Below are 18,001 nucleotides of genomic sequence, written 5' to 3'. Positions count from 1 at the left end.
CGGAAGCCAGGAGTCCCGTTCCAGTGGTCGGTGCTCCGCCGCGCCGTTCACAGGAGGCCCGGGCCCGCCTGATGCGCTCCCGAAAACCCGACGGAACCGACCCACTCCGTGGAGCCGGTGACGGCGAGGTGGTACTCCGCTGTCGTCTGCTCTTCGTCCCAGGTCGAGTTCAGGGTGACACGCGCCGTCAGCTCCGAGTCGGCGGGCACCTTGATCTGAAGCCAATTGACATACCGGCTCGCCCTCGACTCGGCCACCACGTTGCCGGCACCGTCGAGGAGTTCCACCGTGTAGCGGTCGGCGATCTCCTGCGGCGACTTCCAGCTCGCGGGCAGATGGAAGACGTTGCGAATCAGGATGTCCTCGGTGTCGACGGCCGCTCCGTTCGGGAAGACCGACAGGGCGGGATAGACACCGCACGGGTTGAAACCGTAGGCGTTGAACATGCAGGACAAGTCGGCGAAGCCCCGGTCCGGTACCACCGTGACCGTGACGAACTGATCCTCGGCCGACGTCATGGTGTACTCGGTCGGCCGACCGGGCGTCGTGACGTCGGTGGCCATGAACGATGTGTCGAGAGCGACATCGGCGGCGTGGGCGCGGCCGCGGGGGTACGTCTCGACGAGCTCGTACATGCGCCGCTGCCCGCTGCCCCAGGGCGCCGCACCTTCGACCTTGGTGACCAGCTTCCCGTTGTCGTAGTAGCGGCCGTCGGCCGGATCGAGGAGGACGCCCATGGGCCCGCGGGGCCCGAGTGGACCGAGCGGGCCGTAGACGCCCAGGGGGCCGGCGGGCCCGAGAGGTCCGTACACACCGCCGGCCTGGAGCTGCCCGGAGATCTCGTTGATCGCGGGCAGGTTCTCGCAGTAGGCCTCCTGCCCGACCGGACCGGTCGGGCCGAGCGGTCCGGTCTCGTCCAGGACCGGTTGAGCGAGGATGCCCCATGTGTCGAGCAGCGATGCGAAGAACGGGTGGTGCCGCAGGTGATCGAGTTGCGTCTCCCAGTACGCACTCGCCTCTCCGACGGGCCCGTACCGGCCGAGCGGTCCCCAGGGACCGAGCGGCCCCAGGTGTCCCAGCGGTCCGACGGGACGCAACAGCGCTTCTCCGGGCTCACCGTCCGCGTACGCGGCAGGGTCGATCCGTGGCTGGATCGATGCCATCAGCGGCTCGGCACGGTCGTCCGCGTCGCTGTCCATGGTCAGTTGCCGCTCCACGGTGGTCGCGCTGGTCCATGTCCAGTCGGGCATGGCGGACGCCCCGTCGACGACGCAAGGCCGCTCGTCCGGTGTTCCTGCGGATGACGGCTGAGCCGCTCCCAGCAGCATGCCGAGGCTGCTCAGCACGACAAGAGTCCGACGATGCCGATTGCGGACCATCGATTCCCCCATGAGTCAACTCACTTCGAGTGCAAGCGTGTTCAGTACGGGATCGATGGTGACACGTTGCGGTTGCCGGACAGTGACCGGCCCACTGCTCGGCTTCGCCGTGGCGCGAGACAAGCCGCCGAATGCGCATGCGAACCCCGGCCGTACCGGCACGACTTGGCCGATGACGCGGGTGTGACCGACAGATCACTTCCCCACCCGGAGATCAAGGGGGCGGGTGGCCAGTGCAGTTCGGCTTCGTCGATGGTGAGCCGGACGTCGTGGCGGGCCCATTGCGGTTCCATCCAAGCCGCAAGGCCGACGAGCCGACTCCGCAGCTCACGCGTAGGCCGTTGTCGACCTGGCCCCCCGATTTCATTTGATCGCCCTCTCCGTGATCGGCTGCCTGTGCACCCTGCGGCTGCTGGCCCGCGCCCGTGGCGACCACTTCCCCACCTGGCAGCAGGCCGCCGCCGCACTGCTCTACGCCCTGATCGCCGTCGTCGGTGCTTTCCCCGAACTCGCCCGCCACGTCGGGCTGCGCCCCATCCAGACCGAGGCTCTCATGCTGATCGGCCTGATCATCCTGGCTCACGACCTGGTCTGGCGGTACATGGTGGGAGGGGGCCGCGCCGAGGAGGAGGCCTGACGTCGGTAGTGACTGCATCGGGCTGTTGCCTGGTGGCGTCTGCGCCAGGGGGACCAGTGCAGCAGCCTGGCCGCAGTCACGTCCGGTCGGCTGAAGACGGCGACGAGGCGGCGGCGGACCTCCGGGAGGGTCAGCGTGGTCGGATCGCTGCTGCGGGCGGGTTGACGCGTATCGGCGGATCGCTGGGCTGCCGCGTCGGCGGCGACCGACGGTCAGGAAGACCGGGGTGAGCATCGGCAGGGAGCGGTGGAACTCGCGTGCCCGATGTCTCTGGTGCGTCTGGTGTCCGGCATCGGCGAGGTCCTCCACCGCGGGTCCGTCGGCCAGGAGCTTCGGCTGGCCCAACTGACGAGTTGTGCCGGTCATGCTGAGGTGGTGGAGGGCCTCGGCCAGGGTCCGTAGTCGGACGCCGAGGCTGATGGCGCGCCTCGCCCGGGTGAGGGAGGAGCGGTCCACGTTGAACCGGCAACTTCCGCGGCACGGACGTAAGCCGGACCTGGCCCGGTGCCACCCGTTCCACAACTTTCTTGCCTGGGTCAGGAGTTGATCGATCATCACGGCCGGCAGATTCGCGCCCGTGGTCGCCAGGGAACGCTGCGAGAGTCGCGTTCCCCACCGCACGACCATGATCAACCGTCATGAGTCCGACGCCTCGCCGTCAACCGTGCACGAGTTGGTCAGCCGTCGATCACCGGGGCAGGGGGACCAACCACCGGGGCCGAAGGCCACCCTGTTTCCGGACCCGGCCCAGCTGGGCTTCACCGCGCCCGTGCCGGACCCGCTGTGCCCGTCCCTTCGGCGTCGTGGCATGAAGTTGCCGTGCGATGAGGGTGCGAGGAGACTGACAGAGAGGGGGTGTTCCTCAGGCTGCGGGTCCGAGGGCCATGTCGTCACCGGCCAGGGCTTCCGCACCGATGTGAAGAGGCGAGAGCGATGTCACGTCAGTACTACCAACGTGGCCATCTCGTCGAGGCTGAAGAACTCGACGACGTTATCGCGGTCAAGACGGGCGCGGCTTTCCAGGACAGAGTCGCCGAAAGAGCGACGGATCCGGGAAGCAGTGCTCGTGGGGAGATGCGCGAAGCCGGCATCGACGACGAGACGAACGAAGCCTTCGCCCGAGCGAGCTGGATATTCGTCAGGCCGAACCAGCGGACCCGCGAGGCATTCACCACGGGCGACGAGATCCCCAGTGCGGAGGCGGCCGGCAAGGTCATCCGGCGGCCCAATGGCAGGATCGGTATCGCGACCGACGCGTTGACCGTCCGGTTGGAGCCGACACTGTCGGAGGACGAAGCCGAGCGCGAGCTCGAGACTGCCGGTTTGACCATCGTCAACAGACTCGGCTTCGCGAAGAACCTGTACGAGGTACGGGCCCGGGCGTCGCGGGACGTCCTCGCTGCCTCCGCCGAGCTCCACGGCAACGATCGTTTCGTCTTCGCCGAACCGTCGTTCACCGGGCACGTCCCTGCCCGGTTCAGGCCCACCGGGGCCCGGTATCCGCGGCAGTGGCAATGGAGGAACGCCGGGACCAACGGCGGCACCTCGGACGCCGACGTCCGCATCGGGTCGGCCTGGGACCGCACCTTCGGGGCAGGAATCCGAGTCGCCGTCATCGACAACGGCTTTGACGCGGAGCACCCGGACCTGGCCGCCGGGGTGGACCGGTTGCCGGGATTCTTCACCGACGGGGTGGAAGGCGCGGTCTTCGTCCAGGGCACCTCGGGGACGCCCGACAGCGATCACGGCACCTTCTGTGCGGGCGTGGTCGGGGCCCGGCTCAACAACGGGGCGGGGAGGTACGGGCGCGGCCCCCGAGTGCAGCCTGATGTCGCTGGCGTGCCTGCCGGACCAGGTCGGTACGCAGCCGACGCTCGCCCGCGCCGTGGCCTATGCGACCGATCCTTCGACGGAAGTCCCCGGGACCGGCCCGGGGAGCGGGGTGGACGTCCTGGTCAGCAGCCTGGGCCCGAACGGCGCGGACTGGGATCTGACCAGCACTTTGGAACTCGCTCTCGAATTCGCCGCCACCAACGGCCGTCAGGGCAAGGGAATGCCGATCTTCTGGGCGGCGAGCAACGGCAGGAACGTCGACATCGCCAAGGACGAAGTGGTCTCCCATCCGGATGTGATCGTCGTGGTGCGGTCGACCAACCAGGACCGGGAGGACAACACGGCACGCGGTGCGGGGGCGGCCGGACGACGGCATCGGCGAGTTCATCCCCGAAAGGGACTCGAAGATCGCGGTCGAACTGGCGGAGCGGATGAACGACGCGGTACGCGCGGTGCGCGACGTCGACCACGGGGTCGAGGCGGCGTACGGGCTGTACCCCACCTCGGGGACGAGTGACGACTACGCGTACAGCCGGCACCTCACCGACCCGGCCGCCACGAAGGTGTTCGGTTACACGATCGAGTGCGGTGCCACGTTCCAACCGGTGTTGAGCGAAGCCGAACAGGTCATCCGGGAGGTCTCGGCAGCGTTGCTGGCACTCGCGCTCAACGCTCCCGAGGCCACGGACGGCTCGGTGGGGTGATCGCGGACGGCGGGACTGCCTCTGGCCCAAGGCACGTGTCTAACGCCGCCACTATCGCACACAGAGCGTGAACGATGACCGCTTACCGTAGTTGAAGGTGGTTGTCCGAGGAGCCGCTGCCGGTCACCGACCGGACCATGGGCGTGCCTCACATACGCCGCCTCCTTTGGTGAAGGGATGAGCCTGCCATGGCCACCAAGACCAAGAAGAAGAGCACTTCGCCGGCCAAGAAGCCGGCGTCCTCCGAGGAGGAGCTGATCGCCTCGCTGCGACGTTACATCCGAACCCGTGGACCTGAGCTGCTGGAGGATCCGAACATCAGCTCCGTGGGCATCGGCCGCAAGCTCACCGGCGGGCGGCGCGGCAGGCAGGTCGCGCTGCAGTTCACGGTGGACAGCAAGGCCGAGCCGGAGGTGCTGGAGACGCTGGGCACCACGCTGATACCCGAGACGATCACGGTGGACGGTACCGAGGTGCCCACCGACGTCATCGAGCGCAGCTACAAACCGCAGTTCCGAAGGGTCGCCGAGGCCAAGAGCCCGGTGCGCAAGACCCGCCTGGACCCGATCGAGCCCGGGGTGAGTGTCGGGTCGGTGACGGTCTCGGCGGGCACGATCGGCTGCATCGTCTACGACAAGACCGACGGCACCCCCTATGTGCTGAGCAACTGGCACGTGCTGCAGGGCCCTCGCGGCGAACTGGGTGTGGAGATCGTCCAGCCCGGACCGCACGACGACAACCGCATCCACCGCAATCGCCTGGGCACGCTCAAAAGGTCCCACTTGGGCGTGGCCGGTGACTGCGCGATCGCCACCATCGAGGATCGCGCCTTCATCCAGGAGATCTTCGAACTGGGCGTGGCCCCCAGGGAACTGGGACAGCCGGAGCTCGACGACAAGGTCATCGCCAGCGGACGGACCACCGGCGTCACCCACGGCATAGTCCGCCGCATCGAAACCATCGCCAAGCTCAACTACGGCGGTCAAGTCGGAAACAAGGCCATCGGCTGCTTCGAAATAGGCCCTGACCCCGACCGCCCGCCCGAGACCGGGGAGATCAGCAGCGGTGGTGACTCCGGCGCGGTGTGGCTCTTCAAACAAGGTGGCCGCCCTGGCACGGTCATGGCCGGGCTGCACTTCGGCGGTGAAGCCGCGGGCGACCCGGACGAGCACGCGCTGGCGTGCCTGCCGGCCTCGGTGTTCGAGAAGCTCGAGATCAGCCTGACCCCGCCGGCCCCGGAAGACATCCGGACCGTCGCCGGATATGCCACGGACTTCCTCGACGAGCGGATCGACGTCCCGCAGTTGGACGCGGACCTCACTCGCGACGCGATCCGCCTCAACGGTTCCGAGGTGGTCTCCTACACACACTTCTCGCTCGCCCTGAGCAAGAAGCGGCGCTTCCCCTTCTGGGTGGGCTGGAACATCAACGGTGGCACCTTGAAGAAGCTCAGCCGCAACGGCATCCCGTTCGTCAAGGACCCGAGGCTGCCCGCCACCGCGCAGGTGGGCAACGAACTGTACGAGAACAACCGGCTCGACCGCGGGCACATAGCCCGCCGCGCCGATCTGCTGTGGGGCAGCCTGCCGGAAGCCGAGAGGGCCAACACCGACTCGTTCTTCTACACCAACATCACTCCGCAGATGGACGACTTCAACCAGAGCTCCAAGAACGGGCTGTGGGGCGAACTGGAGGACGCCGTCTTCGCCGACACGGAGGTCGACGACCTCAAGGTCAGTGTGTTCGGCGGGCCGGTGTTCCGGGAGGACGACCGTACCTTCCGCGGGGTGAAGATCCCTCGCGAGTTCTGGAAAGTCATCGCCTTCACCGAGCACGGCAAGCTGAAGACCAAGGGGTTCCTGCTCACCCAGAACCTCGATCAGCTCGAAATCCTGGAACTCGATGAGTTCCGCGTCTTCCAGGTCACCCTCGGCGAGCTCGAGAACCGCACCCGGCTCAGCTTCCCGGCCACCCTGCACAAGGGTGACACTCTTCAGATACCTGAAGCCGTCGCCGACCGGACCCCCTTGGAGACCCTGTCCGACATTCAGTGGGATTGACCGTACGCCCCAGCTGTCCCGCTCGACCGTGTGGAACGGCAAGCCGAGAAGGAACTGCTTGTCGTCGGAGTCAGGAGGGTCGTCGAACGCCGTGAGCGCCTCCGCGTGGAGGGCCCTGGCCCGCGCCCGCTGCGCGGCGGTGCGGCGCCGCATGCATTCGACGAGGACGAGCGTGCGTTTGCCTTCCCGTGGATCCCCGGCGATCTCCTTGCCGTTCCGCGAGCAGAGGCCGGTCAGGTTGAGCAGGTCGTCCTGGATCTGGAACGCCGCACCGAGGCAGCAGCCGTAGCGGTCGAAACGGGCCGTCGCCTGGTGCTTGCCCTCGGCCACGAGGGAACCGACGCGACAGGGGTTGCTCAACGCCTTGAACTCGTTGGGGTCGACCCGTTTGGTCGATGCGCACTTCTCCTGCGTCTTCATCGAAGCCATCGGTGAGTCCGCGCAACGAACCGCCGCCTGCCGGGCTCGGCGTCAGTACCTCGCTCGGAATCCCGGGCGGGGACCGCGGCAGGTTCGCGACCGCCGCCGCACCAGGTGTGGACACGGCGCGAACCCGGAGGGCGGGGCGGATGGATACGCGCGTGCCGGTCCCCTTCGGCAGCGGTACGTACGGCACGTCGACGGCCGGTCGAACTCGGCCGTCGAAGAAAGCCGGGGCCGCCTCGAAGGCCAGGAACGAGGACATCGAGGCCTCCCGGAGCCGTGCGACCAACCCACCGTCGTGCAGCCGGCGAGGTGACTGCCGATCGACCGGGCGACGTCGGCGTGAGCGAGACACTCCGTGATGCTGTGGGCCCGGTCGCGGGCATCGACGACGGCGAGGTCGGTCAGGCCGTCCGCCCAGTCGTCGGCCAGTGGACATCCGATGGCCACCGCGTCGGCCGGGCACCATGCATCGAGCCAGTCCGCCACCTTCTCCGGGCTTTTCGGCCCACCGGACAGGAGCCGGTTGTAGACGCTGTCCATCCCGAGGGGACTGCCCACCGTGGTCAGGTGGACGACCTCCACAGGCCGACTACCGGGTCTTCTGGAGCTCCGACGGCTTCCCCTTCGAACGGCCGGGCCGACACACGGTCACCGTCACGGTCGCCTGGTCCGCCGGTGGCGTGCCGGTCGGCGTGACCGGCAGCTGCGGCATCTGGGTCGACCGCCCCACGACCGACGAGGAGAACCGCGACGCCGCCCTGGTCATACACCCCGAGGTCGGCAAGTGGGTCGTCCTCGGCGGCAACGCTCCCCATCTGGAGGAACCCGTCACCCGCCTGCGCACGCTGGACGACGGCGCCGTTCGCACCACGGAAGCCACCGCTGGCCGATGCTCCCGGGTGGTGGATGCCTTCAGCCGACTCGAACTGGTACCGCGATCCGAGGAGAGCTGAGCCGGGCAGCCGCCACGGCACGCTCATCGCCCGGGTCTCTCGCCTGGCGTGGAGCCCGCGGCAGCAGATCCGAGAATCCGGGCGCCCGCATGGTGCCGGGTTTGCGTGCGGCTTCCATCGGGCGCATGGTGGAACCAGGGGTGACTGTGACGGTAAGCGGCGCGCGGCCCCGGGAGGGGGCGCAACTGCCAGGCAGGTGCGTTGCTGTGCCGACCGACAGGCTCACTCCTTACCGGCCTCCAATGCTCGGGAGGCACGATGGTTGCTCTTTCCAACGTGCGGTTCGGCAAGCGCAACGATGAGGTCAAGGCCACTCAGATGGCGCTCGCCGCAGTCGGAGTACGTATCCCCGCGGGCGCCACCGGATTCTTCGGTGAGCAGACGAGATCGGCCTACGCGGCGTGGCAGCGCATGCTGGGACTCACCGGCTCGGCTGCCGACGGATTCCCCGGCTGCTCCTCACTGACCGAACTCGGTGCCAGATGTGGGTTCGTCGTGGACTGCCGCCACCCCGGGGCCATCATCAAGAGTTCCGTGCGCTTCTCGAAGAACTCGGGAGTGGCCGTCGACGAGGCCACGGCCCGCGCGTTTGCCGAGCAGGCGTGCGACAGAACTGGTGCACCGAGGAGTTGGGTCACGGGGGTCGACAACGGAGCGAACCTGCTGACCCTCACGTTCCGCGAGTCGTCCTTCAAGCCGAGCGCGGTGAACCGGGACGACGTAAACGCGACAGGTCCGGTGCAGTCGGACGGTGCCAAGCTCAACTGCTCGCGCGGTTACGCCCAGGTGGTTCCCGATACCTTCGCCGAGAACCACCAGGCGGGCACGACCGACCGAATCCACGACCCGGTGGCGAACATCGCGGCAGCGATCAACTACATCTGGCGCCGGTACGGTGACATCTCGCGCGTTCAACAGGCGAATCCGCATCGTGATCCGGCCCTTACTGAAAGGAGGGAAGGTCATGCCTGCGTTGACACCGTTCCCAGGAGCGGCATTCTTCCACAAGGGACAACGCAGTCCCGTGATCACCGCGATGGGCAAACGCCTGGTGGCGGAAGGGTGCGGGAAGTACCGGACGGGTCCTGGTCCGGAGTGGACCGACGTCGATCAACAGTCGTACGCCGCCTGGCAGCGCAAGCTCAGGTTCAAGGGTGATGAGGCCAACGGCATTCCGGGCAAGACCTCCTGGGACCGGCTCCGCGTTCCGACGGCGACGACGACCACAACTCCTGGTGCCCGCGTCGCATCTCCCGTACCGGGACACCGCACCACCACCCCCTACCGGAAGGAGGGACCTCACTGGAGCCTGGGTTACCACACCGGCGCGGACTACGCCGCTCCGCGCGGTACGCCGTGTGTCGCGGTGCGCGGCGGTTCCATAGCCCGCAGCGGACACGACTCCAGCTTCGGCGACTTCCTCGTGCTGCGTGCCGGCGGATTCGACTTCTGGTACTGCCACCTCTCCGAGCAGACCGTGAAAGGGGGCTCGGTCAGGGCCGGCCAGAAGATCGGGGAAGTCGGCTCCACCGGGAATGCCACCGGCCCCCATCTCCACTTCGAGAAGCGCCCGGCCGGTGGCCGTTTCACATCCGACGTGCCCCCCAACTGGTAGCCGGCAAGCGGCCCGTCCGGCTCGGAATCAGCGATGGGCGGCGCCAAGGCCGCCCGCGTCGTCGAGTGGGTCGTCAAGCAGGAGCGTTGCTTCAGTGAGGCGTCCGACACGACGCGCTGCCGCTTCCTGACGAGCTTCCTGGCCACGCGCACGCCGTCGCCGGACGGGACGTTCGTCTCCGGTTCGTGCGAGATGCGGCCGGACGGCCTCGGCGAGGTCCTCTTCCGAAAGGGCCCGGACGGGGGCGCCCCTGAGCCGGAGGAGGAGCGACACACGGCGTTCAACGCCTTCGTCCAGCAGTACTGCGGGACGTCCGCGACAACGTCCAGGAAGCGTGCGGGAGAGATGCGATGAACCTGTTGCCGATCGAGATCAAGGTCAACATCGAGGGTGACGTGGCGGCGGCGCTGTCGGCCCTCGGCGGGTCGAGCAGCCCGAGGACGACGCGTCGAATCTGGTTTGCCGAGGACCGGGACGGCGTCGCCGGGGGCCGGATGCCGCTGCTGGACGGCGGCGTGATCGTGCGGCTCAGGATCGGCGGGAACCCGGACGACCTGACCGTCAAATTGCGTCCGTGCACCCGGGAGCAACTGGTCGGCCGGTTCTCCGCCCCGTTCGAAGCGGAGCCGTTCACGTACAAGATCGAGGAGGACTGGTCGGGGAACCGCCGGGTGCTGGCCGCCTCTCTGGTGCACGGTCACCCGCCGGGAGTGTTGTCGGACGCGGTGAAGCCCGGGGCCGATCCCGGCGCGTCGCTCGACGCGGTGCAGGACCAGTTCCTGCACTCCTGCGCGCCCGCTATCCGGCTCGACGGGCTGGTCGCGCTGGGACCGATCCTCTCCACGAAGGTCGACGAGGTTCCACTCGACGGCCTGGAGGCGGACCTGGAGGCGTGGTCGGTTGCCGACCTGGATTTCCTGGAGGTCTCGATCCGGGTGAAGCCCAAGGGCGAGGACGACGTCGAGAAGTTCACGGCGCGGGCCGAGCGCAAGCAGCGGAAGCTGGAGGATGCGGTGCGGGAGCGCGGGGTGGTGCTCTCCGAGCACCCAGAGAGCAAGACCCGACGCGTCCTCACCGCCTTGGCGGTGGCCGGACAGAACTGAGACGGCGGCCCGGCCGCGATTCCGCTACAGGGAACGACCGCGGCCAGGTACGTGTCGAGCCGGGTCCGGGCTGCCGCGGCCGGTTCCATCGGGCCGGCCTCGCTCGTCAGCCCGTCAGCAGTTCTCGCTGATCACCTGCTCGAGGGTGTCGAGAGACAACTCGTCCTGCTTGCGCTGCTCCTCCAGACTCTCCACCCTCTGCTCGAGGGTGGCAATAGCCATCCGGTCCGGGTCCGGCCGCCCCTTGAGGTGGCCGATCTCGCTTTGGAGGCGGAAGACCTCGCCTCTGCGGCGTTCGATCTCTCGGCGGGCGCTCTTTGCCGCGCGGCGCATCATGGCACAGGGACTTTCGGTCCTTACCGCCTCGGCTGCCATCTCAGAACTCCTTGCTCTTCCGGCACTTCTGTGCGGGCTGCGCCGGAACCCGGAACACGTCCCGTGTCTGTGCTCCTCCGTTCGGAGGAAACACAGCGCACCGCATCCGGGAAACGCCCCGGGCCGACGCCGACGCCCAGCTGACGCTCATGTGTCCACCCATAAGGGTCGGTCCGGCAAACCGCCCGCCGGGACGGTGCGGGCGAGTGAGTGAGTGCGCGTGATGCTGCCCCGGCTCGGGTCGCCTCGGCCCGTCGAGGGCTTGGAGAGGGAGCCGGAGGCATGGTCCGCAGAACACGGAAGGGAACCCACTTCGGTGGAACCGCTGATCCAGGACGGTCCCACCGGACGGCGCTTCACCGCCGCCGTCGCCGCTTTGCGGGCGGATGTGGTGGGCGGTCCCCTTGGAGTGTGGGCACGGGGTCGGCTGCCCAGGGGCCGGCGGCCGTTTCATCGGAGTCGAGCAGCTCCTCGCCGTAAAGATCGTGCAGCCAATTGGACTGGTAAATGGTGTCGAGATAGCGCTCGCCGAGATCCGGGGCGATGGCCACCGCGGTGAGTTCACGCGTGTCGTGGTCGTCCAGCCAACGCATCGCGCCACTGACGACCGTGCCGGTGGAGCCGCCGAAGAGGAATCCGCGTCTGGCCAGGCGATGGCACGCACGGATGGTGTCCGTCTCCTCGACGCGTATCACCTCGTCCACGTAGGACTCGTCGAGCAGCGGCGGAGGAATGCTCATGCCGAGCCCGGGAATCATGCGGCGGCCCGGCGCGCCACCGAAGGTCACCGAACCGACGCTGTCCACCGCGACGATCCGTACCGGCCGGTGCCACTGGCGGAAATAGCGTGCGCAGCCCATCAGAGTTCCGGTGGTGCCGGCGCCGACGAACAGTACGTCCAGGTGCGGGAAGTGCTGGGCGATCTCCGGCGCCGTCTTGCGGTAGTGCGCCTTCCAGTTGCCCGGATTGGTGTACTGACTGAGCCACACATACCGCTCATCGGAATCGCACAGCGCACGGACGTAGTCGATCCGCGCGCCCAGAAAACCGCCTTTGGCGTCCGAGCCGGCGATGGTGTGCACCCGGCTGCCCAATGCCTCCATCAGAAGTCTGGTCGACAGGTTGCAGCGTGAGTCCGTCACGCACAGGAACCGGTAGCCCTTGCTCGCCGCGATCATGCTCAGCGCCACGCCGAGGTTGCCGGACGAGGACTCGACCATGATCGAATCCGGTGTGAGCTCTCCCTCCCGCTCGGCGGCCTCCACCATCTCGGTCGCGGCCTTCAGCTTGATCGAGCCGGCGAAGTTGAAGCCCTCACACTTCAGGAGCAGGGGGCGCCCGAAGAGGGGCTCAAGGTCGACATAGAGCTGGGACTCGTTGAAGGCGTGGGGAGCGGATATGACAGGCACGACGGCCTCCTCCTCATCTGCAGCGGGGCGCTCCCGGACGGTTATCCGTAACGGCGCAGTTCGTGGAAGAAGTCGTCGATGACGTGCAGTTCTCCGGAGCGGACCAGTTCGTCGTAGACGTACTTGCCGACCGCGAGGTCGAGCACCCCGAGGCCGAAGGGTGAAAACACCACCGGTCGGCCCGTCGGCACCGTCACCCGCCCGGCCATCACGTCGTCCAACGTGCCCTGCAGGAAGTCCCGGTTGCCCGTGAGCTGTTCGGCCAGATGCGGCGAGGTACCGGCCTTCAGGCAGTGCTCGACGTCATCCACGATATTGGTCGAGGCGAGAACGACCTCCGGCGCGAGGTCGCGCAGCGACACATGCAGAACCACAGGATTGTGCGAGAACCACGCAGGGTCGCTGACGTGCGGCTCACTGGCGACGGTGGCGAAGACCACCAGGTCACTGCCGCGGATCAGTTCCTCGGCGCTGTGGTGCACCGTGATCCGGCCTGTGGTGCCCGACTGCTCGAGGTAGCGGCAAAACCCCGCCGTGCTGTCGGCGGACAGGTCGTACAGGCCTGTCTCGTCGAACGACCAGCCGTTGCCGACCAGGAACGTGTGGATGTAGCGGGCGATCAGGCCCGTCCCGAAGAACCCGACGCGCGTGGGCCGTGGCCGGTCCCGGCTGAGCCGGTCCGCGGCCAGCACCGCGGACGCGGCAGTCCTGGTGGCGCTGATGATGGAACTCTCCAGGCAGGCGAACGGGTAGCCGGTCTCCTGGTCGTTGAGGATCAGCACGGCGGACGCCCTGGGGAGGCCGGACTGCACGTTCTCCGGGAAACTCGAGATCCACTTTACGCCGTCCACCCGTACGTGCCCGCCGATCGAGGCCGGCAGCGCGATGATCCGGGAGGTCGGACGGTCGGGAAACCGCAGGAAGTACGACGGCGGATTCACCGAGTCACCGGCACCGTGCAGCCGGTAGGCGACCTCGGCCAACTCGACGATCTGCTTCTCGCGCCCCTCCAGCACCTGCTGGACCTGGGCACCGGAGATCACCGCGAAGGGCCGCACGGTGTGCGGTTCGCTTGTTGCGGACGCCGTCACGGAGGTGGGGACGCTGGTCATCGGGCGGTCACCTCGAAGGTCGGCGAGCAGTCGGACATTCGCACCGGGTCGGCCATCGCGACGAGCACGTCGCGCGGTCCCTCGAAGGGCTCCCGGCTGTGCGCGGTGCGCAGGTTGTCGACGATCATCAGATCGCCGGCCTGCCACGGCTCGCGTGCGGTGTGGGCCTCGTAGACCTTGTTGAGCAGTTGCACCACGTCCTCGCCGATCGGATCGCCGCTTCCGAAACGGGTGTTGAACGGCAGCCCCTCGGCGCCGTAGACCTCGACGAGGTACTCGCGGACCTCGGGGGCCAACGTCCACTCGTTGAGGAACGCGACCTGGTTGAACCAGCAGCGTCGCCCGGTGACCGGATGACGTATCACGGCACTGCGACGCTGCCTGGTGCGCAGGGCCCCGTCGGGCTGCCATGCGAACTCGATGTCGTTGGCGCGGCAGTAACTCTCGACAGCGCCCCGCTCGTCGGTGCCGAACGCCTCGATGAGGGACGACCCGATCTCGTCGTTGTAGCTGCGGGTGAGCAGCCAGCCCTCCCGCTCGAACCGCTCGGTCAACGCGGTGGGCAGTTCCTCGAGCACGGCCGCCGCGTCGGCCACTCCGGTCGCCCCGTCCTGGTGGGGCGCGGTGAGGCAGGCGAACAGCATCAGGCCGGGGAACTCGAGCGTGTAGCTCTGCTCATGGTGCATGCACATCGGCTGGTTCGGCGGCCACTGCGCCGAGGAGTACACGCCGTCGGCATAGGTCTGCCGAGGTGCGAAGGCCTCCCTCTCGGTCATCAGCCGGGTGCTCAGCCGCTTGAAGACGGCACTGGCCCCGGCCACATCACGCAGCCCGAGGCCGCGGATCAGGACGCAGCCGTGCTCGGCGACGACGGCGCGCAGCGCCTCTCGGTGCTCGGCTGCCCAGCGCGGCGCGTCGCTGGTGATCTCGGCCCGCAGGATCGGAGGCCGGCCGGGTGGGAGATCGACCTCGTCGAGCAGCGACGCCGGGGATATGGAGGACATCCTGATGTTCCTTTCAGTGTGCGGCTGTGTGCGCCGCTCAGGAAGTAGGCAGTAGTTCGGCGGTGCGCAGCACGGTCTGCGCTGCCTCGGACGGACGGCTGCGCAGGAAGTAGTGGCCGCCCTCGGTGAGTTCCTGCAGGTCGACGTGGGCCGCGAAGAGCTCCCAGTCGTGGTGGCGTCGCGGGTGATCAGCCGTGAACGGGTCGTCGGCGGCGACGACCACGGTGACCGGCACGGACAACTTCACCGCCGGGGGAGCGTCGAGGAGATCTGCGAAATAGCGGTGAGCGGACACGCAGTCGTGCCGGTAGGCCGCACCGATGTGCTCGGCACGCTGCGCGTCCAGCTCATGGAGCTCGGCGTAGCCGCTGTCCGCGCTCAGCTTCGCGGCGATCTCGGCGTCGCTCAGCCCGGTCAGTTCGGTGACTGCATCGCGCCGGTCGGCGGCGTTGCCGAGCAACTGCGCTCCGATGAAGACCCGTTGGACTTCCACCCCGCGCTCGTCCAGCTGCCTGGCCGTCTCCACGGCGAAAGCCGCGCCCGACGAGTGACCCCACAGCAGGACTCCGCGCAGGCCACCTTCGGTGATCTCGGCGACGACCTGAGCCACCACATCTGCCATCGACGCGAAAGGCTCGCTCTCGGCGGCCACGTCGTGACCGGGCAGCTCAACGGCGTAGACCGCGATCCCACTGCCCTGCAGGGCCTTGGCCATCGGCTGGAAGTTCACCGCGTTGCCGCCGGCGTAGGGGAAGCACACCAGGGCACCAGTCGGCGCACCGTCCGGTTCGCACAGCGGCTGAAGCAGCCCGGAACGCCGATCGGACCTGCCGTCGACCAGTGCGGCCAGATCGGCGAGGACCGGATGATGGGTCACGTCCTTGAGTGACACCGCACGGTCCAGAGTGATCACCAGCTGTACGGCTGACAGCGATGTGCCGCCTCGGTCGAAGAAATGGGCCCGCCGATCGATCTGGGCCTGCGGGATGCCGAGCACCTCCGACCAAGCGGCCGCCAGCCGCTGCTCGGTCGGCGTACCCGGCATGTGGGAGCCTTCTTCGCGGTCCTCGACGACGTCCGGTTCTTCCACGAGTGCTGCCAGTGCCCTCTTGTCGGTCTTGCCGTTGGCGGTCAGCGGCAGCCTCTCCCGCCAGTGGAAGGCCGACGGCACCATGTACTCCGGCAGCGACTCACCCAGCCGGTCCCGCAGGTCCTCGACGGGGAGCGACGTCGGGCCGGAGTAGAAGGCCACAAGGTGCTTGCCCCGGTCGGGTGGTTCGGCGACCACCACCGCACCGTCGCGGACGCCGGGGACCTGCAGCAGGGTGTTCTCGATCTCGCCGATCTCGATCCTGAAGCCACGGATCTTGACCTGGGTGTCGCGACGTCCGAGGAACTCCAGCTTGCCCTCGGGCAGCCAGCGGCCGTGGTCGCCACTGCGGTAGAGCCGGGCTCCCTCGCGGTGCGAATCGGGCATGAAAGCCTGCTTGGTGCGGTCGGGGTCGTTGACGTATCCGCGGCCGACGCAGACGCCGGAGAAGACGATCTCGCCGGGGGCGCCGAGCGGTACCGGTGACAGCTGTTCGTCGACGACGTAGACGTGCACGTTGCTGACGGGGGGACCGAGCGGGACCCGTTCGCGGTCCGGCACCCGGTCCAGGACCTCGTGGTTGGTGTCGTCGCAGGTCTCGGTCAAGCCGTAGGCGTTGACCAGCTTGATGCCGGGCTTGGCCGCGAACCAGCGCTGCGTGAGCTCCTTCTTCAACGCCTCACCGGTGACGGACACGTACCGCAGGCCGGGCAGCTCGCGTGGGTGCTGCTCCAGATACGTCAGGACGACTTCGAGGTACGACGGCACGACCTGGAGCACGGTGACCCGGCCGCGGGCGATCCTGTCGACGAACCGCTGGACGTCCAGGATCACCTCCTGCTCGACCAGCAGGGTCCGCCCACCCACCAGGAGGGCGGACAACAGTTGCCACAGCGAGATGTCGAAGCACTGCGGAGCGGTCTGGGCGACCACCTGTCCCTCGTCGACGTCGAGCTCCAGGTCCTCGATCTTGGCGTAGAGGTGGTTGAGCATGCCCGCGTGCTCGCACATCGCGCCCTTGGGCTCTCCAGTGGAGCCGGAGGTGAAGTAGATGTAGGCGAGTTGGTCCGGTGCGACGGCGATGCCCAGGTCGTCGTCGCGACCGCCCTCGTCGTACGCCGTGCCGATGAAGAGCTTCTGGACTCCTGGTAGGGAGTCCAGGGCCTGGTCGAGCGAGTCTGCGCTCGTGGGTTCGGTGAGCACGAGTCCGCACTCGGCGCGGGAGAGCATGGCCGCGATGCGATCGGCCGGGAAGCGTGGATCGACGGGCAGGTACACGCCTCCGGCCTTGAAGACCGCGAGGACGGAGGCCATCCAGTCCAGGTTCCTCTCGGTCACCACCGCGACGACATCTTCGCGTCGCAGCCCTCGCGCCAACAGGGCTCGTCCCAGCTGGTTGGCACGTGCGTTGAGCTCCTGGTAGGTCCACTCCCGGTCGCCGTGCACGGCGGCGACGGCCTTCGGGTGCAGCCTCACCCGCTGTTCGAACAGCTCGTGCGCCCGGGCGTCCGGGAGGGTACGGCGCGGTCCGGACAGCCCTTCGAGCTGGAACCGGAACTCCTCGTCGGAGAGCAGGCTCTGCCGCGCGTGCTCGGCATCCGGATCCGCAGCGATGAGCGCGAGCGCGGTGAGGTGGTAACCGGCGATCCTGGCGGCGTGGTCCGCGTCGATCACGTCGGTCCGGTACCGCAGCCGCAGCGTGGGCCGGCCCCTGCGCTCCGAGAAAGCCGTCCACAGCACGGTGTCATCGGCGAGATCGCCGGCGGCGTCCGTCGGACAGGGACCGAGGGCCGGGTTCGGATCGAGGACGGTCTCGGTCGACGGTTCGGCGAGGTCCAGCTCGCGTCTGAGTTCGTCGACCGGAAAGTCCTTGTGCGACAGCAGTTCCGACGCGACGCGATGGGTGTCGGCCAGTAGCGCCCGCCATGATGTCGGTGCGGTCGTCAGCCGGCAGGGCAACGGTCGGCCGCCCTCCTCCACGACGTAGCCGGTCGTGACCTCGTGCTCGCCCGACAGCGCGGCGAGTACCTTGGCGTGCGCGGCGAGCATCACGGAGCCGAGAGGCATCGTGAGATCCTCCGCCAACCGGCGCAAGGCGTTCATGACGTCGTCCGAAATCGTGGCCTCGTGCTCGTCGACACCCGTCACGGGACGGAGCGTCCACCGAGGGATCGTGGTGGATCCGCCGGTGACTAGCACACCGCGCCAGAATTCCCGGTCCGCCACTCGCTTTGCCATCGATCAGTACCTCTCCACTCGCCGTGGCCACCATGTCTGTCGCCGCCGACCGGGCCGGCTCCT

16 protein-coding genes and 3 pseudogenes are annotated in these 18,001 nt (G+C 68.1%); 11 read left to right on the top strand and 8 right to left on the bottom strand.

Annotated elements, in window-relative coordinates; all coding sequences use genetic code 11:
• Nucleotides 1-47 precede the first annotated feature (47 nt).
• The gene (locus ACVW19_RS02625; RefSeq protein ID WP_457456179.1) at nucleotides 48-1,250 is read right to left on the bottom strand and encodes a hypothetical protein; all 1,203 of its coding nucleotides are present in this window, start codon (nucleotides 1,248-1,250) and stop codon (nucleotides 48-50) included.
• Between the two features lie 496 nt (nucleotides 1,251-1,746).
• Here ACVW19_RS02625 and ACVW19_RS02620 point away from each other — a divergent pair, with 496 nt between their 5' ends.
• A complete protein-coding gene (locus tag ACVW19_RS02620; protein WP_457456177.1) occupies nucleotides 1,747-2,016 on the top strand; it encodes a hypothetical protein in 270 nt (89 codons plus the stop codon).
• Between the two features lie 264 nt (nucleotides 2,017-2,280).
• Nucleotides 2,281-2,418: a hypothetical protein gene (locus ACVW19_RS02615; RefSeq protein ID WP_457456175.1), complete on the top strand. Its 138-nt coding sequence runs from the start codon at nucleotides 2,281-2,283 to the stop codon at nucleotides 2,416-2,418.
• A gap of 534 nt (nucleotides 2,419-2,952) precedes the next feature.
• Here the strand turns inward: ACVW19_RS02615 and ACVW19_RS02610 are convergent.
• Nucleotides 2,953-3,480: a hypothetical protein gene (locus tag ACVW19_RS02610; RefSeq protein ID WP_457456987.1), complete on the bottom strand. Its 528-nt coding sequence runs from the start codon at nucleotides 3,478-3,480 to the stop codon at nucleotides 2,953-2,955.
• Here ACVW19_RS02610 and ACVW19_RS02605 point away from each other — a divergent pair.
• The 3 genes from ACVW19_RS02605 (at nucleotide 3,376) to ACVW19_RS02595 (ending at nucleotide 6,613) form a co-directional block, all read left to right on the top strand.
• Nucleotides 3,376-4,284 (top strand): S8 family serine peptidase, encoded by a 909-nt coding sequence (locus tag ACVW19_RS02605; RefSeq protein WP_457456937.1) that lies wholly within the window; start codon nucleotides 3,376-3,378, stop codon nucleotides 4,282-4,284. The genes ACVW19_RS02610 and ACVW19_RS02605 overlap by 105 nt on opposite strands.
• Nucleotides 4,200-4,553, top strand: coding sequence for a hypothetical protein (locus ACVW19_RS02600; RefSeq protein ID WP_457456985.1), 354 nt, complete (start codon nucleotides 4,200-4,202; stop codon nucleotides 4,551-4,553). The genes ACVW19_RS02605 and ACVW19_RS02600 overlap by 85 nt, the downstream gene beginning before the upstream one ends.
• 188 nt (nucleotides 4,554-4,741) lie before the next feature.
• Nucleotides 4,742-6,613 carry a DNA/RNA non-specific endonuclease gene (locus ACVW19_RS02595; RefSeq protein ID WP_457456173.1) on the top strand — a complete coding sequence of 624 codons (1,872 nt, stop codon included), beginning with the start codon at nucleotides 4,742-4,744 and terminating at the stop codon, nucleotides 6,611-6,613.
• 165 nt (nucleotides 6,614-6,778) lie between these two features.
• On the opposite strand, the pseudogene ACVW19_RS02590 reads toward ACVW19_RS02595, so the two are convergent.
• A pseudogene (locus ACVW19_RS02590) lies at nucleotides 6,779-7,033 on the bottom strand (polyprenyl synthetase family protein); the annotation flags it as partial.
• Nucleotides 7,034-7,731: 698 nt separating this feature from the next.
• Between ACVW19_RS02590 and ACVW19_RS02585 the strand changes: the two are divergent.
• From ACVW19_RS02585 to ACVW19_RS02560, 6 genes and pseudogenes are all read left to right on the top strand, one after another.
• Nucleotides 7,732-7,992, top strand: coding sequence for a hypothetical protein (locus tag ACVW19_RS02585; RefSeq protein WP_457456172.1), 261 nt, complete (start codon nucleotides 7,732-7,734; stop codon nucleotides 7,990-7,992).
• Nucleotides 7,993-8,250: 258 nt separating this feature from the next.
• Nucleotides 8,251-8,838, top strand: a pseudogene (locus tag ACVW19_RS02580) (peptidoglycan-binding protein); the annotation flags it as partial.
• Nucleotides 8,839-8,959: 121 nt separating this feature from the next.
• Nucleotides 8,960-9,202 (top strand): annotated as a pseudogene (locus tag ACVW19_RS02575) (peptidoglycan-binding protein); the annotation flags it as partial.
• A gap of 99 nt (nucleotides 9,203-9,301) precedes the next feature.
• Nucleotides 9,302-9,607 carry a M23 family metallopeptidase gene (locus ACVW19_RS02570; protein WP_457456935.1) on the top strand — a complete coding sequence of 102 codons (306 nt, stop codon included), beginning with the start codon at nucleotides 9,302-9,304 and terminating at the stop codon, nucleotides 9,605-9,607.
• Nucleotides 9,608-9,640: 33 nt separating this feature from the next.
• Complete coding sequence (locus ACVW19_RS02565) at nucleotides 9,641-9,961, top strand: hypothetical protein (RefSeq protein ID WP_457456170.1); 321 nt, start codon at nucleotides 9,641-9,643, stop codon at nucleotides 9,959-9,961.
• A complete protein-coding gene (locus ACVW19_RS02560; protein ID WP_457456168.1) occupies nucleotides 9,958-10,710 on the top strand; it encodes a hypothetical protein in 753 nt (250 codons plus the stop codon). Before ACVW19_RS02565 ends, ACVW19_RS02560 begins: the two co-directional genes overlap by 4 nt.
• A 114-nt stretch (nucleotides 10,711-10,824) precedes the next feature.
• Here the strand turns inward: ACVW19_RS02560 and ACVW19_RS02555 are convergent, their stop codons facing one another.
• The 5 genes from ACVW19_RS02555 to ACVW19_RS02535 all read right to left on the bottom strand — a co-directional run bounded on the left by ACVW19_RS02555 (nucleotide 10,825) and on the right by ACVW19_RS02535 (nucleotide 17,938).
• Nucleotides 10,825-11,085 carry a hypothetical protein gene (locus ACVW19_RS02555; RefSeq protein ID WP_457456166.1) on the bottom strand — a complete coding sequence of 87 codons (261 nt, stop codon included), beginning with the start codon at nucleotides 11,083-11,085 and terminating at the stop codon, nucleotides 10,825-10,827.
• Nucleotides 11,086-11,441: 356 nt separating this feature from the next.
• Nucleotides 11,442-12,494, bottom strand: a complete 1,053-nt coding sequence (gene sbnA / locus ACVW19_RS02550) for a 2,3-diaminopropionate biosynthesis protein SbnA (protein WP_457456164.1) — start codon at nucleotides 12,492-12,494, stop codon at nucleotides 11,442-11,444.
• A 41-nt stretch (nucleotides 12,495-12,535) separates the two neighbouring features.
• On the bottom strand, nucleotides 12,536-13,606 hold the full coding sequence (sbnB, locus tag ACVW19_RS02545; protein WP_457456162.1) for a 2,3-diaminopropionate biosynthesis protein SbnB: 1,071 nt from the start codon (nucleotides 13,604-13,606) through the stop codon (nucleotides 12,536-12,538).
• A complete protein-coding gene (locus tag ACVW19_RS02540; RefSeq protein ID WP_457456160.1) occupies nucleotides 13,603-14,610 on the bottom strand; it encodes a TauD/TfdA family dioxygenase in 1,008 nt (335 codons plus the stop codon). Before ACVW19_RS02540 ends, sbnB begins: the two co-directional genes overlap by 4 nt.
• Before the next feature lie 37 nt (nucleotides 14,611-14,647).
• Nucleotides 14,648-17,938 (bottom strand): non-ribosomal peptide synthetase, encoded by a 3,291-nt coding sequence (locus tag ACVW19_RS02535; protein WP_457456158.1) that lies wholly within the window; start codon nucleotides 17,936-17,938, stop codon nucleotides 14,648-14,650.
• Nucleotides 17,939-18,001 lie beyond the last annotated feature (63 nt).

It is taken from the genome of Streptomyces sp. TE5632, from assembly GCF_054061295.1.
Note: the sequence above shows the minus strand (reverse complement) of the source record. Positions and strands in the feature narration are given on the sequence as shown.

Bases quoted from the DNA above. Each gene is read 5' to 3' on its own strand.
- ACVW19_RS02625 (WP_457456179.1), bottom strand. From the start codon at position 1,250: ATGCCCGACTGGACATGGACCAGCGCGACCACCGTGGAGCGGCAACTG.
- ACVW19_RS02540 (WP_457456160.1), bottom strand. From the start codon at position 14,610: ATGTCCTCCATATCCCCGGCGTCGCTGCTCGACGAGGTCGATCTCCCA.
- ACVW19_RS02535 (WP_457456158.1), bottom strand. From the start codon at position 17,938: ATGGCAAAGCGAGTGGCGGACCGGGAATTCTGGCGCGGTGTGCTAGTC.
- ACVW19_RS02595 (WP_457456173.1), top strand. From the start codon at position 4,742: ATGGCCACCAAGACCAAGAAGAAGAGCACTTCGCCGGCCAAGAAGCCG.
- ACVW19_RS02560 (WP_457456168.1), top strand. From the start codon at position 9,958: ATGAACCTGTTGCCGATCGAGATCAAGGTCAACATCGAGGGTGACGTG.
- ACVW19_RS02555 (WP_457456166.1), bottom strand. From the start codon at position 11,085: ATGGCAGCCGAGGCGGTAAGGACCGAAAGTCCCTGTGCCATGATGCGC.
- ACVW19_RS02565 (WP_457456170.1), top strand. From the start codon at position 9,641: ATGGGCGGCGCCAAGGCCGCCCGCGTCGTCGAGTGGGTCGTCAAGCAG.
- ACVW19_RS02615 (WP_457456175.1), top strand. From the start codon at position 2,281: ATGTCTCTGGTGCGTCTGGTGTCCGGCATCGGCGAGGTCCTCCACCGC.
- sbnB (WP_457456162.1), bottom strand. From the start codon at position 13,606: ATGACCAGCGTCCCCACCTCCGTGACGGCGTCCGCAACAAGCGAACCG.